We start from the raw sequence: 15824 nt of genomic DNA, 5'->3' as shown, positions 1-15824 counted from the left end.
TCAGGAGGCGAAGCTATGCGATCGATCTGGAAGGGCTCCATCACCTTTGGGCTGGTCAACGTGCCGGTCAAGGTCTACAGCGCGACCGAAGACCACGACGTGGAGCTCCATCAGGTGCACGACGCCGACGGCGGCCGCATCCGTTACCAGCGCCGGTGCGAGGTGTGCGGCAACATCGTGGACTACGCCCACATCGACAAGGCCTTCACCGACGGGGACAAGACCGTGGTGATCACGGATGCCGACCTCAAGTCGTTACCCGAGGAACGCAGCCGCGAGATCGATGTGGTCGAATTCGTGCCGAGCGACCAGCTCGACCCGATCATGTTCGACCGGAGCTACTACCTCGAGCCCGACGGCTCCTCGCCCAAGGCCTACGTGCTGCTGCGCCGGACGCTGGAGCAGACCGACCGCACCGCGATCGTGCACTTCGCACTCCGCCAGAAGACCCGGCTCGCCGCGCTCCGGGTGCGGGACGACGTGCTGATGCTGCAGACGCTGCTGTGGGACGACGAAGTGCGGGTGGCCGAATTCCCGGCGCTGGAGACCAGCGTGAAGATCTCCGACCGGGAGCTGGACCTGTCCGCGGCACTGGTGGATTCCTTCGCCGCCGACTTCACGCCCGGCGACTACACCGACGAGTACCAGGCCCAGCTGCGGCGCCTGATCGAGGAGAAGCTCGAGAAGGGCGACGCCCTCGACACCGAGGCCACCTTCGGCGCCACCGAGGAGGAGGCCGGCGGAGGAGAGGTGCTCGACCTCATGGAGGCCCTCCGCCGCAGCGTGGACCGCAGCCGATCGGGCAAGGGGTCCGACGAGACCGCCGGGAACACGCCGGCGACGGCCGGTGCGGCCAAGTCCTCGGCACGAACATCGTCTCCACAGGAACCGGCCAAGAAGGCGCCGGCCAAGAAAGCGCCCGCCAAGAAGGCCCCGGCCAAGAAGGCGCCGGGATCGGCGGTCAAGAAGGACGCCACAACCGCCAAGAAGAAGGCTGTGGCTGCCGACACGACCGAAGAGGCCACCCCGGTTCGCCGCGAGGCCTAGTCGCCCCGTCGCGGCAACTCGGTAGGATCAACTCGTGACCGGGCCCGCTCAGACCGACCTCAGCTCTCGGGTGCTGACGGTGCCCAATGTGCTCAGTTTTCTGCGCCTCGCCCTCGTCCCGGTGTTCCTCTGGTTGATCGTCGACGGGTACGACTCGTGGGCGCTGCTGGTGCTGGCCGTCTCCAGCCTCACCGACTTCCTGGACGGCTGGATCGCCCGCCGATTCAACCAGATCACCCGGCTGGGCCAGCTGCTGGACCCGGCCGCAGACCGCCTGTACATCTTCGCCGCGCTGATCGGACTGGCTTGGCGCGATCTGGTGCCGTGGTGGATCGTGGTCGTCGTCGTCGGCCGGGACGTTTTCCTGCTGCTGCTGGGAGTAGTGCTGGCCAACCACGGTTTCGGCCCGCTTCCCGTGCACCTGCTGGGAAAGGTGGCGACCTTCTGCCTGTTCTACGCCCTGCCGATGATCATGCTCGGTCAGGCCTTCCCCGAGCTTTCCTGGTGGTCTCAGCCCGTCGGATGGGCCTTCGGGTTGTGGGGCGCCTACCTCTACTGGTGGGCCGGTGTCATCTACGCAATTGAAACGGTTCGAGTCATTCGTCTGCCATAGCAATTGTTCCCCCGTTCAATCCGATACGATTTACCGGTAGGAGGTGCACGGTGGTCGAATCCGACGAGAAGAAAGAACCCGAGCGTACGGTGACGGAGCGCGCGGTGACTGAACGCGCTGTGGCACCCGAGAACTCCCCAGGCAACGTCGACACGACGATGACGTTCAGCCAGGAGTTCGCGGCATCGCTGGCAGCGCTCGACGCGAATGTCACCGTCGAGGAGCAAGACGCCATTGCGGCCCTGCCGGCCGGCTCTGCCCTGTTGGTGGTGCGCCGCGGACCCAACTCCGGCGCACGGTTCCTGCTGGACGCCGACCTCACGACGGTGGGACGGCACCCGAATGCGGACATCTTCCTCGATGACGTCACCGTGTCCCGTCGGCACGCGGAGTTCCTGCGCACCGGACGCCAGTTCCAGGTCAAGGACCTGGGCTCGCTCAACGGAACGTACTTCGATGGCGAACGCATCGACAACGCCGTCCTCACCGACGGCTCCGAAGTGCAGGTCGGCAAGTTCCGTCTCACCTTCTACGCCTCGCGGCTCGACCTCGTTCACCTGGCGAGCGACTAGTGCCGGCGTCCTCCGCCCAGGCACGAACGACGGGCGCGACGTCACTCCTAAGTATTGGCCAGGTGCTGGCGCGGCTGACGCCGGAGTTCGCCGATCTGACCCCGTCCAAGCTGCGCTTCCTCGAGGAGCAGGGGCTGGTCTCGCCGGCCCGCACCGAGTCCGGGTACCGCAAGTTCAACGGCGGCGACCTCGACAGGCTCCGCCTGGTGCTGTCGATGCAACGCGACCACTACCTGCCGCTGAAGGTCATCAAGGCCTACCTCGATGACCTGGATGCAGGCCGCTCGCCGGTCCTGCCCGGCGGTGGCGCCCCGGGCCCGACCATGCTCACCACCGCCCGGCGCTTCAGCCGCGACGACCTCCTGCGAGAGGCCGGCGCGACCGGTGCGCTGCTGCACGACGCCGTCTCCGCATCGATCATCCTGCCCGCCGAGCACTATGGCGATGACGCGCTTTCGGTGTTGCGTGCCCTGGTCGACCTGCAGCGGAGCGGCATCGAACCTCGGCACCTGCGCGGTTTCCGTGGCGCGGCAGAGCGCGAGCTTGGCCTGATCGAAAGCGCCCTCGTCCCGCTGGCCCGCCGCAAGGATGCCTCCAGCCGTGCCAAGGCCGCCGAGATGGCCGTGGAGATCGCCGGTCAACTCGAGGTCATCCGTGGCAGCCTGATCCGCTCCGCCCTGGGTCGCCTGACCAAATAGGTCGTAGACTGGCCAGCAACGCACGAGTCTGTCATTGCAGAACCGTGGCGTTGGGCTGTACCGGCTCCCGGAAACTCTCGACACGCCGGTTTTGTTCCGGCGGATGTCACGGGTTCGGGCCGTCGGCATCGCTAACGTTGAAGTGCGGCCTGAAGGTTCGCATCCATCCCCGAGAGGCGACCGCATGAGTGAACTCAATCCCCGAGATGATGCCTCGCGGTACGGTCAGGGACTGCTCTTCACCGACGGCATGCCCGAGCTCGACGAGAACTCCGGCTACCGGGGCGCCGTCGCCGCCCGCGCCGCCGGCATCAGCTACCGGCAGCTCGACTACTGGGCACGCACCGAGCTGGTCGAGCCCACCGTGCGCGGCGCCTCCGGCTCCGGCACCCAGCGCCTCTACGGCTTCCGCGACATCCTGGTCCTCAAGCTCGTCAAGCGCCTGCTCGACACCGGCATCTCCCTGCAGCAGATCCGCACAGCGGTGAACCAGCTGCGCGAGTCCGGCGTCAACGACCTCGCCCAGACCACCCTGATGAGCGACGGCGCGAGCGTCTACCTGTGCACCTCCAACGACGAGGTCATCGACCTCGTCAGCCGCGGCCAGGGCGTGTTCGGGATCGCCGTCGGCAAGGTTCTGCGTGAGGTGGAGACCACCCTGGTGGAGCTCGACACCCAGAGCACCGACCCGTCCGACGAGCTGGCCGTCCGCCGGTCCTCCCGCCGCGTCTCCTAGCCCCTCGACACCAAAAAAGCCCCGAAACGCGAGAGCGTGTCGGGGCTTTCCTGATCCCGGCAGGCTAGCGGGCTGGGGCCTCCGCGTATTCGCCGATCCGGGCGGTGCGGAGAACGCGGTCCAGCAGCTGGTCGAAGTAGTGCGCCATTTCCTGGGCGCTGTCGCCCGGCCAGGTGTGCAGCGGCTTTGCGGCGCCCTGCGCCTGCTGGAGGCTGGTGCGCTCCGGCAGCTGCGGGCTGAGCACGAGCGGGCCGAACATGTCGCGAAGTTCCTTAATGCGGAACTGGTGCTCCAGCGACGCGTTGCGGGCCCGGTTGACGATGATGCCCAGCGGCTGCAGCCGGGGGCTGAGGCCACGGCGGATCTCCTCGATCGCGCGCAGGGCCCGGTCGGCCGCGGCCACGGAGAACAGGCCCGGCTCGGTGACCACGGCGACGCGGTCGCTCGCGGCCCACGCGGTGCGGGTGAGCGCGTTCAGCGAGGGTGCGCAATCGATGAGCACGAGGTCATAGTCCTTCTCCACTGTGGAGAGGGCCTCCTCGAGCTTCCAGATGTCGCGGATGCTGGGGTGCGGGCCGTCGAAGTTGATGGCCGACGGGCTGCCGATCATGACGTCGATGGTGCCGGGTCGGCCGCGGGTCCAGCCGCTGGGCGCGATGGCAGCGCGCACGACTTTCTCCTTCGGCGAAGCGAGCACATCGGCGACATTGAGGTGGCCGGCGAGCTGGATGTCGAGCCCGGTTGAGACATCGGATTGCGGATCGAGGTCGACCACGAGGGTCCGAACACCGCGGGCGAAGGCAGCAGAAGCCAGACCAAGGGTCACCGTGGTCTTGCCTACCCCTCCCTTGAGGGAGCTAACGCTAAGTACGTGCACAAGTAGATACGTTACCTTCACTAGTCTTAGAGAACCTAACCGTCAGCTGTGTGCCGCTCCCGGATCGAAAGGTCTTTATGTTCACCAAAATCCTCGTCGCCAACCGTGGAGAGATAGCAATCCGCGCGTTCCGCGCCGCCTATGAACTGGGAGCGAAAACCGTCGCCGTCTTCCCGTTCGAAGACCGCAATTCGCTCCATCGGTTGAAGGCCGACGAGGCATACGAGATCGGCGAACCGGGTCACCCGGTGCGTGCCTACCTCGATGTGTCTGAAATCATCCGGGTGGCCAAGGAGAGTGGCGCGGACGCCATCTACCCCGGCTACGGCTTCCTGTCCGAGAACCCCGACCTGGCCGAAGCGGCCAAGGCGGCCGGCATCACCTTCATCGGCCCGGGCTCGCACGTGCTGGAGATGGCCGGCAACAAGGTCACCGCCAAGGAGCACGCCATCGCTGCCGGCGTTCCCGTTCTCAAGTCCAGCGCCCCGTCGCGCGACGTCGAGGAACTCATCGCCGCCGCCGAGGACATCGGCTTCCCGATCTTCGCCAAGGCCGTCGCCGGCGGCGGCGGGCGCGGCATGCGCCGGGTCGCCACCATGGCCGAGCTCCGCGGTTCCCTCGAAGAAGCCATGCGTGAGGCCAACAGCGCGTTCGGTGACCCCACCATGTTCCTGGAGCAGGCGGTGCTCCGCCCGCGTCACATCGAGGTGCAGATTCTCGCCGATGCCACCGGCGAGACCGTGCACCTGTTCGAGCGGGATTGCTCCGTGCAGCGCCGCCACCAGAAGGTCATCGAGATCGCGCCGGCGCCCAACCTGCCCGAGGAGATCCGCCAGCGCCTGCACCAGGACGCCGTGGCCTTCGCCCGGTCGATCGGTTACGTCAACGCCGGCACCGTCGAGTTCCTGCTCGACACCGTGGGCGAGCGCGCCGGCCAGCACGTGTTCATCGAGATGAACCCGCGCATCCAGGTGGAGCACACCGTGACCGAAGAGGTCACCGACGTCGACCTCGTGCAGTCCCAGATCCGGATCGCCGCGGGGGAGACCCTCGCCGACCTCGGCCTCAGCCAGGACGCCATCAAGCTGCGCGGCTTCGCCCTGCAGTGCCGCATCACCACAGAGGACCCCACGGCGGGCTTCCGCCCGGACACCGGCAAGATCACCACGTACCGCTCCCCGGGCGGTGCCGGCATCCGCCTGGACGGCGGAACCATCAACCCGGGCGCGCAGATCAGCCCGCACTTCGACTCGATGCTCGCCAAGCTCACCTGCCGCGGCCGTGACTACGCCTCCGCGGTCACCCGGTCCAAGCGCGCCCTGGCGGAGTTCCGCATCCGCGGCGTCTCCACCAACATCGCCTTCCTCCAGGCCGTGCTCGAGGACCCCGACTTCGCCAACGGCGACCTGAGCACCTCGTTCATCGACGAGCGCCCGCAGCTGCTGCGCGGCCGGGCGTCCAAGGACCGCGGCACCAAGATCCTCAACTGGCTCGCCGACGTCACCGTCAACCAGCCCAACGGGGTGCCGCTGACCCTGCTGAACCCCGCCGAGAAGCTGCCGAAGATCGACCTGTCGGTACCCGCTCCAGACGGCTCCCGGCAGAAGCTGCAGCTGCTGGGCCCGGTCGGTTTCGCGAGTGCCCTGCGCGCGCAGACCGCCCTTGCCGTCACCGATACCACCTTCCGCGACGCCCACCAGTCGCTGCTGGCCACCCGGGTGCGCACCAAGGACCTCGTCGCCGTGGCCCCGCACGTGGCCCGGCTCACCCCAGAGTTGCTCTCCGTCGAAGCCTGGGGCGGCGCCACCTACGACGTGGCGCTGCGCTTCCTCGGCGAAGACCCGTGGGAGCGCCTCGGCGCCCTCCGGGAGGCGCTGCCGAACATCAACATCCAGATGCTGTTACGCGGCCGCAACACCGTGGGCTACACCCCGTACCCCACCGAGGTGACGGATGCGTTCGTGCGCGAGGCCAGCGACTCCGGTGTTGACATCTTCCGCATCTTCGACGCCCTCAATGACGTCAACCAGATGCGGCCGGCCATCGACGCGGTCCTGAACACCGGCACCAGCGTCGCCGAGGTCGCGGTCTGCTACACCGGCGACCTGCTGGACCCGGCCGAGGACCTCTACACGCTGGACTACTACCTGCGCCTGGCCGACCAGATCGTCGAGTCCGGCGCGCACATCCTCGCCATCAAGGACATGGCCGGGCTGCTGCGCCCGGCAGCGGCCGAGAAGCTCGTCACCGCATTCCGTGAGCGCTTCGACCTGCCGGTGCATGTGCACACCCACGACACTCCCGGTGGCCAGCTGGCGACTCTGCTCGCCGCATCCCGCGCCGGCGCCGACGCCGTCGACGTGGCCAGCGCACCGATGGGCGGCACCACCAGCCAGCCGTCGGCGTCGTCCCTCGTCGCCGCTCTCGCCCACACCGAGCGGGACACCGGCATCTCCCTGCAGAACGTCTGCGACCTCGAGCCGTACTGGGAAGACGTGCGCCGGGTCTACCACCCCTTCGAGTCGGGGCTGCGCGCGCCGACCGGCCGGGTGTACAAGCACGAGATCCCTGGCGGACAGCTCTCCAACCTGCGCACGCAGGCCGTCGCGCTGGGCCTGGCCGACGACTTCGAGCTGATCGAGGACATGTACGCCGCGGCCAACGGCATCCTGGGCCGGGTGCCCAAGGTGACGCCGTCGTCCAAGGTCGTCGGTGACCTGGCGCTCTACCTGGCGGCCGTGAACGCCGACCCGGCCGACTTCGAAGCCAACCCGGCCAAGTACGACGTGCCTGACTCCGTGGTGGGTTTCATGGCCGGCGAGTTGGGCGATCTGCCCGGCGGCTGGCCGGAGCCCTTCCGCAGCAAGGTGCTCGAGGGCCGGAACATCCGGGTCAGCACCACCGAGCTGACCGAGGACGAGCGCACAGCCCTGGACGGCGACAGCGCCACCCGCCGCGGCATGCTCAACCAGCTGCTCTTCCCCGCACCCACCCGGCACTTCCAGCAGATCCGGGAGCTCTTCGGCGACCTGTCCGTGGTCGACACCGTTGACTACCTCTACGGCCTGCGCCAGGGCACGGAGCACTCGGTCGAGATCGACAAGGGCGTTCGGCTCTATGTCGGCCTCGAAGCGATCGGCGAAGCCGACGACAAGGGCATGCGTACCGTCATGACCATCCTCAACGGTCAGCTGCGCCCGGTGTTCGTGCGTGACCGCAGCATCGCCGTGGTTACCAAGGCCGCCGAGAAGGCGGATACCAACCAGCCCGGCCAGGTTGCCGCGCCCTTCTCCGGCGTGGTCACCCTGCAGGTCGCCGAGGGCGACCAGGTCGTCGCCGGGCAGAGCGTGGCGTCCATCGAGGCCATGAAGATGGAAGCCGCCATCACCTCCCCCATCGCGGGCGTGGTGGACCGGGTGGCGATTCCCGCCACCCAACAGGTCGACGCCGGTGACCTGCTCGTGGTGGTGCGTCCGCGCTAGGCTGAGGGCTGATTTGTGGCCCGCGACGTGCGGGCCGGATGACGAGGAGTCTGCTGTGCCAGAGGAACGTACCGACGACGCCATCCCGTATGACGAAGGCGACGGCGACATGGCCCCGGCCCCCACCAGGGCCGGGGCCGGCACGGGCGGTGCCGACCGGAACGGTGAGTTCAGCGGCGTGGACTACGACAGCGTCGAGTACCACAGCGAGTTGCCGCCGCACACGTACGACAACCTCGCCGCCGCCCTGCCGGAGAGCTTCGGCAGCACCGGCGATAGTCCGGGCCCCCGCCGGGCGTCGACGCGGGGCAACGTGATCCGGCCGGCCGACGCCCAGGATCGCGCGGCACATCCCGGCACCCACACCATCGAGATCCAGACGCCGCAGCGCGCCCGGTCGAGTGCCGCCGCAGCCCAGGCCCTCGGCACCGGCCCGACCAGCGCCGGTACCGGCACCCGAAGGGACCGCACCCGCACCGAGACACCCGCCCCGGAGTCGGCATCGATGTTGACCGCCGACCGGCTCCTCGAGGTGAACCGGCGCACCCGTCGGGCGCCGAACGGAGCCTGGAACCGGTTCCTCTACAACGTCTCCTTCCACACCATCAACCTCGGCGACTCCGCCGCGGTGAAGGCGCAGTTGGCGCTGGACGAGCGCATCCGCAAGGAGTTCGAGGGCGGCGCCCGGTTCGTGCCGATCCTCACCCGCAAGGGCGGGGTCGGCAAGACCACCGTCACGGCCCTGCTCGGCATGGCCCTGGCCGATGCCCGGGAGGACCGCATCATCGCAATCGACGCGAACCCCGACCGCGGCACCCTGAGTGAGCGGGTCAGCAAGCAGACCCGCTCCACCGTGCGCGACGTCGTCAGCAAGGCGGCGTCCATCGGCGGTTTCACCGACTTCTCCGCGCTGGTGTCCCGCGACGAGACCCGACTCGACATCCTCGCCAGCGACACCGACCCGTTGCTCTCCGAGGCGTTCGACGAGAACGATTACAACGTCGTCGCCGACCAGGCCGCCCGGTTCTACTCGATCGTGCTCACCGACTGCGGCACCGGCATCGTGCACTCCGTGATGCGGGCGACCCTGCAGCGCGCTGACTCCATCGTGATCGTGTCCGGCGGCAGCGTCGACGAGGCGAGGCTGGCCTCCGAAACCCTCACCTGGCTCGAGGCGAACGGCTACGGCGACCTCGTGCGGAACGCCATCGTCGCGCTGAACACCGCCACCCAGGGCACGAACCTCGTCAAGCTCGAGGAGATCGAGTCGCACTTCCGCTCCCGGGTACGCGAGATCGTGCGCATCCCGTACGACCCGCAGCTGGCGGCGGGCAGCGTGGTGTCCTACAAGAACCTCAAGCCGATCACCCGGCTGGCCTCGCGCACCCTCGCCGCCCTCGTGGTCGAAGGCCTGCCGGCCGCGCGCCGGTCCTGAGTTCCGCCCCGTCCTTCTCCATCAGCTCCACGCACCAGTTCCACGCCTCCGCACGCGCCGTCGTTCACCCGGCGCCAGTACCGAAGAGAGTTCCCCCGTGCCCGAACGCCAGATCCGCCTTCTCGGTGATCCCGTCCTCAAGACCGCCTCCGACCCGATCGGTACCATCGACGACCGGGTCCGCGGGCTCGTCGAAGACCTCGTCGACAGCGTGATGCTGCCGGGCCGGGCCGGAGTGGCCGCCTCGCAGATCGGCGTGAACCTGCGGGCGTTCAGCTACAACATCGACGGCGACGTCGGCTACATCCTCAACCCCGTCGTCGTCGAGCTATCGGGTGAGCCCGAACTCGTCGACGAGGGCTGCCTGTCGGTGCCCGGTCTCTGGTACCCCACCAAGCGGTATCCGTTCGCCAGGGTTGCCGGCATCAACCTCGACGGCGAACCGATCGAGGTGTCAGGATTCGGGCTGATGGCGCAGGCGTTGCAGCACGAGACGGACCACCTCGACGGGCTGCTCTACCTCGACCGGCTCGACAAGGAGAGCCGTCGTGCGGCGATGAAAGAGGTCCGCGAGTCCGACTGGTTCTAGCCCGCCCGCCACAGCGCTCGGCGTCAGGCGGCCGGCTAGTCCTGGACGGTGCTCTCGCGCACCGGAACGGCGGCGGTCATCGGGTTGGAGCCGTAGAGGTTCTGGATGTCCGCGGCGAAGTCCCGCAGGATCACATCCCGCTTGATGCTCATCTTCGGGGTGAGATAACCGGCATCCTCGGTGAGTTCGATCGGGAGGATCGTGAACTTGCGGATGGACTCCGCCCGCGACACCGCCTCGTTTGCATGGTCGATGGCCCGCTGCACCTCGGCGAGGACCTTCGGATGCACGGACGCGTCGATCAGTGACAGGTCGGCGTCCTCGTGGTTGTTGTGCAGCCAGACCGGCAACATCTCGGGGTCGAGGGTGATCAGGGCGCCGATGAACGGCTTCTGGTCGCCGACGACGACGACCTGGCCGATCAGCGGGTTGGCGCGAATCGGGTCCTCGAGCGCTGCCGGGGCGACGTTCTTGCCGCCGGCCGTGACGATGATCTCCTTCTTGCGCCCCGTGATGGTGAGGAACCCGTCGTCGTCGAGGTTGCCGATGTCGCCGGTCTTCAGCCAGCCGTCATCGAAGGTGGCCGCGGTGGCCTCGGGATTGTGCCAGTACTCGGTGAAGACGTTCACACCCTTCACCTCGATTTCACCGTCGTCCATGACCCGCACGGACACGCCGGGCAGGGCAGGACCGACGGACCCGATCTTGGCCTTGGTCGCCAGGTTCACGGTGGCGGGCGCTGTGGTCTCGGTGAGGCCGTAGCCCTCCAGGATCACAATGCCCAGGCTGTGGAAGAAGTGGCCGAGATGGGCGCCGAGCGGAGCCGAACCCGACACAGCGTATTTGACATTGCCACCCATGGCGGCGCGGAGCTTGCTGTACACCAGCCTGTCGAAGAGGGCGAACTTGACCTTGAGTCCCAGCGGGATCTTGGAGCCGGCCTCGACGAGCTTGGAGTGCTCGACGGCGACCTCCGATGCCGACGAGAAGATCTTGCCCTTGCCGCCTGCCTCGGCCTTCTGCTCGGCGGAGTTGTAGACCTTCTCGAACACGCGCGGCACCGCGAGCAGGAAGGTGGGCTTGAAGCTGCCCAGCGACGGCAGCAGCTGCCGGGTGTCGGGCTGATGGCCGACCCGCACGCCACCGTGCACACACAGCACCGCGATGAACCGTGCGAAAACGTGCGCCGTCGTGATGAAGAGCAGGGTGGATGCGCCCTTCTCATCGGTGAGGACCGGCTTGAGGGCGATCCCGGCGTTGCGGCTGGTTTCCACGAAGTTGCCGTGGCTGAGCACGCAGCCCTTGGGCCGACCGGTGGATCCCGACGTGTAAATCAGGGTGGCCATGTCGGCGGACACGGCCAGGCTGCGGCGGCGCTCGATCTCGGCATCCGGGACGTCGACGCCGCGCGCGGCGAGCTTGTCGAGGTCGCCGAGGTCGATCTGCCAGACCGTCGCCACGTCGGGCAGGTCGGGGTGCACCTCGTCGAAGCGGGCGAAGTGGTCAGCGGTCTCCACGATGAGCGACGTTGCTCCGGAGTCGCTGAGGATCCACTGCACCTGGCTCGGCGAACTGGTCTCATAAACGGGGACGAGGACCGCGCCGGCGAACCAGACGGCGAAGTCGATCAGCGTCCACTCGTAGCGGGTCTTGCAGGTCAGCCCGATCTTGTCGCCGGGCGCAACGCCCGCCGCGACGAAGCCCTTGGCCAGGGCCAGAACCTCGGCGTGGAATTCCCTCGTCGTGACCGGCAGCCACCCGTTGGCACCATCGGGGCGGGAGAACAGCACCAGATCGGGGGTCACGGCGAGCCGGTCGACCAAGAGGTCGGTGACGTTCGCGTTCGGGTCGGCGGGGACGACGGCGGGCTCATCGAACTGTTTCACGGTAACTCCTTTGGCACCGGGCGGGTAAGTGCGACCACTCTAGCCGTTGATTCGGCCTGAGCATGCGATTCTCCCGGCGGCATACTCGTTTACTACACTCTAGGGGGTGCCTCCGTGGTCGTTCAGGTCGTTGCGCGCCGAGGGCCGCATCGGGCGGCTTAGAACTTTCCCCCAAGCTCCACCAACGAAAGGTGTCAGTCGTGCACGCCATTGGGATTGACATCGGCGGGACCAAGATCGCTGGCGCCCTCGTCGACGAGTTCGGAACCATCCTCAAGGCGGACCGTCGCCCGACCGAGGCCGCGGACCCGCGTGAAATCGAGGACGCGGTCGTGGAGATGATCGAGGGCCTGTCAGCGGGCGAGGACGTCGTGGCCGCGGGGGTCGCCGCCGCAGGGTTCATCGATGCCGCACAGTCCACCGTCTACTACGCCCCCAACATCAATTGGCGCAACGAACCCCTCCGAGAGAAGCTCGAGGCGCGCCTGTCGCTGCCGATCGTGATCGAGAACGACGCCAACGCGGCCGGCTGGGCCGAGTTCTGTTTCGGCGCCGGCCGCCTGTACAGCGACATGGTGACGCTGACCATCGGCACCGGCGTCGGTGGTGCCATCGTGTCCAACGACCGCCTCTTCCGCGGCGGCTTCGGCGTGGGCGCCGAGCTCGGTCACATGCGCGTCGTGCCCGACGGCCTGCCCTGCGGCTGCGGGGCGCACGGCTGCATCGAACAGTATGGCTCCGGCCGCGCGCTGCTGCGCATCGCCAACGAGTTCGCGGATGCCGGCGGCATCGGCCTGGGCCTGGCCGCGTCCCGGTCCAAGCGCGGCAAGCTCACCGGCAAGGACGTCGGCCGGTTCATCCAGGCGGGCGACCCCGGTGCCCTCGCCGCCCTGCGCCAGCTGGGCGCCTCCCTGGGCCAGGCGTGCGCGAGCCTCGCCGCGGTGCTGGACCCGCAGGTGTTCGTGTTCGGTGGCGGCGTCGCCGCGGCCGGCGACCTGCTGCTCGACCCCATTCGTGCGGCTTACCTGGACAACCTCCCGGCCCGCGGCTACCACCCTGAGGCCGTCTTCGCGATCGCCGAGCTGGTCAACGACGCCGGGGTGGTCGGCGCCGCCGACCTCGCCCGCCGGCATGTCACCGGTGAGTAGGCTGGCGCCAGCAGCTCCCGCCCGGCATCCGCTTACGTGAGGACACCGATGTTCTATTGGTTCATGAAGAATATTGTGGCCGGCCCGATCCTGCTCGGGACCTTCCGGCCCTGGGTGATCGGGTTGGACAACATCCCCAGGTCCGGCGGCGTGATCCTGGCCAGCAATCACCTGTCGTTCATCGATTCGGTGTTTCTGCCCCTGGTGGTCCCGCGCCGGGTGGTGTTCCTGGCCAAGAGCGAGTACTTCACCGGTAAGGGCCTCAAGGGCTGGGCGACCCGCCAGTTCTTCAAGGCCACCGGGCAGTTGCCCATCGACCGTTCCGGCGGCAAGGCGTCGGAGGACGCCCTCAACACCGGCCTGGCGGTGCTGAACGGCGGGGGAGCGCTCGGGATCTACCCGGAGGGCACCCGCAGCCCGGATGCGCGCATGTACCGCGGTCGCACCGGCGTCGCCCGGATGCTGCTGGAGGCCGGCGTGCCCGTTATTCCCGTGGCGATGGTCGACACCGAGAAGGCCATGCCGACCGGCACCCGCATCCCCAAGGTGCGCCGCATCGGCATCGTCATCGGGAAGCCGCTCGACTTCAGCCGGTTCGAGGGAATGGAGGGCGACCGGTTCGTGTTGCGCTCCGTGACGGACGAGTTGATGTATGAATTGCGCCGCCTCAGCACGCAGGAGTACGTCGACGTGTACGCCACCAGTGTCAAGGAAAAGCGCGCCAGCCTTTCACGCTAGGCTCGAATATCCCCCCAGTCGGGTCGTGTCAGGCCCTTCGGCCGACGCCGCCCCGACCGGTCATCCCGGCCCGCATCCGCGTGCCACAGAAGAGAAAATAGGCTCAGTTACGTGGTAGACCCCACCGAACCCGTAGTGATGGCAGACGAATCTGTGATTGCCGGACTGGACTATTGGCGCACCCTTCCCATCAAGCAGCAGCCCGCCTGGCCGGATGCCGACTCCGTCGCGGCCGCATCCGCCGAGCTGGCCACCCAGCCGCCGCTGGTCTTCGCCGGTGAGGTCGACATCCTACGCGACCGCCTGGCCCAGGCCGCCCGCGGTGAGGCGTTCCTGTTGCAGGGCGGCGACTGCGCCGAGACCTTCAGCGGCGCCACCGCCGAGCAGATCCGCAACCGGGTGAAGACCGTGCTGCAGATGGCCGTCGTCCTCACCTACGGCGCATCCATGCCGGTGGTGAAGATGGGCCGCATGGCCGGCCAGTTCGCCAAGCCGCGCTCGAGCGACTTCGAGACCCGCGGCGACGTCACGCTGCCTGCCTACCGCGGCGACATCGTCAACGGTTACGACTTCACGCCGGAGTCGCGCGAGGCCGACCCCGACCGGCTGGTCAAGGCGTACCACACGTCGGCGTCCACCCTCAATCTCATCCGTGCCTTCACCCAGGGCGGCTTCGCCGACCTCCGCCAGGTGCACAGCTGGAACCAGGGCTTCGCTGCGAACCCCGCCAACCAGCGTTACGAGGGCCTGGCCAAGGACATCGACCGCGCGATCAAATTCATGATCGCGTGCGGTGCCGACTTCGAAGCAATGCGCCGCACCGAGTTCTACACCAGCCACGAAGGGCTGCTGATGGACTACGAGCGCCCCATGACGCGCATCGACTCCCGCACCGGAACGCCGTACAACACCTCGGCCCACTTCGTCTGGATCGGCGAGCGTACCCGGGAGATCGACGGGGCCCACGTGGACTTCCTCTCCCGCGTGCGCAATCCGATCGGCGTCAAGCTCGGCCCGAGCACCTCGATCGACGACATGCTGCGCCTCATCGACAAGCTCGACCCGAACCGCGAGCCCGGCCGACTCACCTTCATCACGCGGATGGGCGCGGGCAAGATCCGCGACGCCCTGCCCCCGCTGTTGGAGGCGATCAAGGCCAGCGACGCCATGCCGCTGTGGGTGACCGACCCGATGCACGGCAACGGCGTCACCACGCCGACCGGCTACAAGACCCGTCGGTTCGACGACGTCGTCGACGAGGTCAAGGGCTTCTTCGAAGCACACCGCTCCGTCGGCACACACCCCGGCGGCATCCACGTCGAGCTCACCGGTGACGACGTCACCGAGTGCCTCGGCGGCTCTGAGCACATCGACGAGGCCGCCCTGGCGACCCGGTACGAGTCGCTCTGCGACCCGCGCCTGAACCACATGCAGTCCCTGGAACTCGCGTTCCTGGTCGCAGAGGAACTCGCCGCCCGCTAGCTCGCACCATCCGCGTCATCCAGCTGCCCCGTTGCGGTCGAGCTGCCCCGTTCCACCGGGGGTACCTCGTCCGCACCGGGGCAGTTGGCGTCGGGGCCCCGGGGTCGGCCACCGCACCACCTGTGACGGATCGTGCCCGCTGTACCGCTGGTTGCCATGATGGTCGTGAGACACGTCATGCAGTTAGGGCGGGGATATGGAGCAGCATATGAATGACCCGACTATTGGCCTGACTCAATCGGGGCGGCGATCGTTTTCGGTGGGGTACCGGGTGGATTTCTTGCGCAAGTGGGATGCCAGCGTCGAGCGGGGTGCGAAGGTTCGGCTACTGCGGGAGCATGCGGTGACGTCGAGCACGGTAAGGCGTTGGCGGGAGGCTCGGGCGAGTGGAGACTTGACGGCATCGATGGTCGCCACAGCAGAAAGGTCCTCGCACGGGATGGAGAACCGAGATCGCGCCGAGCTGGCCCGCCTGCGTCGGGAAAACGAGGCGTTGAAGAAGAAAGGCGCCCAATCTGAAG

General features: G+C 67.9%; 14 protein-coding genes. 12 read left to right on the top strand and 2 right to left on the bottom strand.

The window, feature by feature from the left end:
• The first annotated feature begins 15 nt into the window (after window positions 1-15).
• The 5 genes from JWP54_RS14195 to JWP54_RS14175 all read left to right on the top strand — a co-directional run bounded on the left by JWP54_RS14195 (window position 16) and on the right by JWP54_RS14175 (window position 3666).
• The gene (locus JWP54_RS14195; protein ID WP_297373182.1) at window positions 16-1047 is read left to right on the top strand and encodes a Ku protein; all 1032 of its coding nucleotides are present in this window, start codon (window positions 16-18) and stop codon (window positions 1045-1047) included.
• Window positions 1048-1081: 34 nt separating this feature from the next.
• Window positions 1082-1660: a CDP-alcohol phosphatidyltransferase family protein gene (locus JWP54_RS14190; RefSeq protein WP_297373180.1), complete on the top strand. Its 579-nt coding sequence runs from the start codon at window positions 1082-1084 to the stop codon at window positions 1658-1660.
• A gap of 158 nt (window positions 1661-1818) precedes the next feature.
• On the top strand, window positions 1819-2232 hold the full coding sequence (locus JWP54_RS14185; protein WP_297373221.1) for an FHA domain-containing protein: 414 nt from the start codon (window positions 1819-1821) through the stop codon (window positions 2230-2232).
• Window positions 2232-2930 carry a MerR family transcriptional regulator gene (locus JWP54_RS14180; RefSeq protein ID WP_297373179.1) on the top strand — a complete coding sequence of 233 codons (699 nt, stop codon included), beginning with the start codon at window positions 2232-2234 and terminating at the stop codon, window positions 2928-2930. The genes JWP54_RS14185 and JWP54_RS14180 overlap by 1 nt, the downstream gene beginning before the upstream one ends.
• Before the next feature lie 184 nt (window positions 2931-3114).
• Window positions 3115-3666 carry a MerR family transcriptional regulator gene (locus tag JWP54_RS14175; protein WP_297373177.1) on the top strand — a complete coding sequence of 184 codons (552 nt, stop codon included), beginning with the start codon at window positions 3115-3117 and terminating at the stop codon, window positions 3664-3666.
• Between the two features lie 64 nt (window positions 3667-3730).
• Here JWP54_RS14175 and JWP54_RS14170 read toward each other — a convergent pair whose 3' ends face one another.
• Window positions 3731-4543: a ParA family protein gene (locus tag JWP54_RS14170; protein WP_297373175.1), complete on the bottom strand. Its 813-nt coding sequence runs from the start codon at window positions 4541-4543 to the stop codon at window positions 3731-3733.
• A gap of 77 nt (window positions 4544-4620) precedes the next feature.
• Between JWP54_RS14170 and JWP54_RS14165 the strand changes: the two genes are divergently transcribed.
• The 3 genes from JWP54_RS14165 (at window position 4621) to JWP54_RS14155 (ending at window position 10049) form a co-directional block, all read left to right on the top strand.
• Window positions 4621-8025 carry a pyruvate carboxylase gene (locus JWP54_RS14165; RefSeq protein WP_297373173.1) on the top strand — a complete coding sequence of 1135 codons (3405 nt, stop codon included), beginning with the start codon at window positions 4621-4623 and terminating at the stop codon, window positions 8023-8025.
• 55 nt (window positions 8026-8080) lie between these two features.
• Window positions 8081-9460 carry a MinD/ParA family protein gene (locus JWP54_RS14160; RefSeq protein ID WP_297373171.1) on the top strand — a complete coding sequence of 460 codons (1380 nt, stop codon included), beginning with the start codon at window positions 8081-8083 and terminating at the stop codon, window positions 9458-9460.
• 97 nt (window positions 9461-9557) lie between these two features.
• Window positions 9558-10049, top strand: coding sequence for a peptide deformylase (locus JWP54_RS14155; protein ID WP_297373169.1), 492 nt, complete (start codon window positions 9558-9560; stop codon window positions 10047-10049).
• A gap of 35 nt (window positions 10050-10084) precedes the next feature.
• Here the strand turns inward: JWP54_RS14155 and JWP54_RS14150 are convergent, their stop codons facing one another.
• A complete protein-coding gene (locus JWP54_RS14150) occupies window positions 10085-11935 on the bottom strand; it encodes a long-chain fatty acid--CoA ligase (protein ID WP_297373167.1) in 1851 nt (616 codons plus the stop codon).
• Window positions 11936-12135: 200 nt separating this feature from the next.
• On the opposite strand from JWP54_RS14150, the gene JWP54_RS14145 reads away from it, so the two are divergent.
• The 4 genes from JWP54_RS14145 to JWP54_RS14130 form a co-directional block, all read left to right on the top strand.
• A complete protein-coding gene (locus JWP54_RS14145; RefSeq protein WP_297373165.1) occupies window positions 12136-13083 on the top strand; it encodes an ROK family glucokinase in 948 nt (315 codons plus the stop codon).
• A gap of 48 nt (window positions 13084-13131) precedes the next feature.
• Window positions 13132-13821 carry a 1-acyl-sn-glycerol-3-phosphate acyltransferase gene (locus JWP54_RS14140; protein WP_297373163.1) on the top strand — a complete coding sequence of 230 codons (690 nt, stop codon included), beginning with the start codon at window positions 13132-13134 and terminating at the stop codon, window positions 13819-13821.
• A 138-nt stretch (window positions 13822-13959) separates the two neighbouring features.
• Window positions 13960-15303, top strand: a complete 1344-nt coding sequence (locus JWP54_RS14135) for a class II 3-deoxy-7-phosphoheptulonate synthase (protein ID WP_297373161.1) — start codon at window positions 13960-13962, stop codon at window positions 15301-15303.
• A 208-nt stretch (window positions 15304-15511) separates the two neighbouring features.
• Window positions 15512-15824, top strand: a 313-nt coding sequence (locus JWP54_RS14130) for a hypothetical protein (protein ID WP_297373159.1), incomplete at its 3' end; no start/stop codon positions are given.

This window comes from Cryobacterium sp. (genome assembly GCF_025463825.1).
Taxonomy (GTDB): Bacteria; Actinomycetota; Actinomycetes; order Actinomycetales; family Microbacteriaceae; genus Cryobacterium.
The sequence above is the reverse complement of the archived record's forward strand: the minus strand, read 5'-3'. Positions and strand labels throughout refer to the sequence as shown.

Coding starts and splice junctions, on each gene's coding strand:
- JWP54_RS14195 (WP_297373182.1), top strand. CDS start 16: ATGCGATCGATCTGGAAGGGCTCCATCACCTTTGGGCTGGTCAACGTG.
- JWP54_RS14185 (WP_297373221.1), top strand. CDS start 1,819: ATGACGTTCAGCCAGGAGTTCGCGGCATCGCTGGCAGCGCTCGACGCG.
- JWP54_RS14175 (WP_297373177.1), top strand. CDS start 3,115: ATGAGTGAACTCAATCCCCGAGATGATGCCTCGCGGTACGGTCAGGGA.
- JWP54_RS14165 (WP_297373173.1), top strand. CDS start 4,621: ATGTTCACCAAAATCCTCGTCGCCAACCGTGGAGAGATAGCAATCCGC.
- JWP54_RS14140 (WP_297373163.1), top strand. CDS start 13,132: ATGTTCTATTGGTTCATGAAGAATATTGTGGCCGGCCCGATCCTGCTC.
- JWP54_RS14135 (WP_297373161.1), top strand. CDS start 13,960: ATGGCAGACGAATCTGTGATTGCCGGACTGGACTATTGGCGCACCCTT.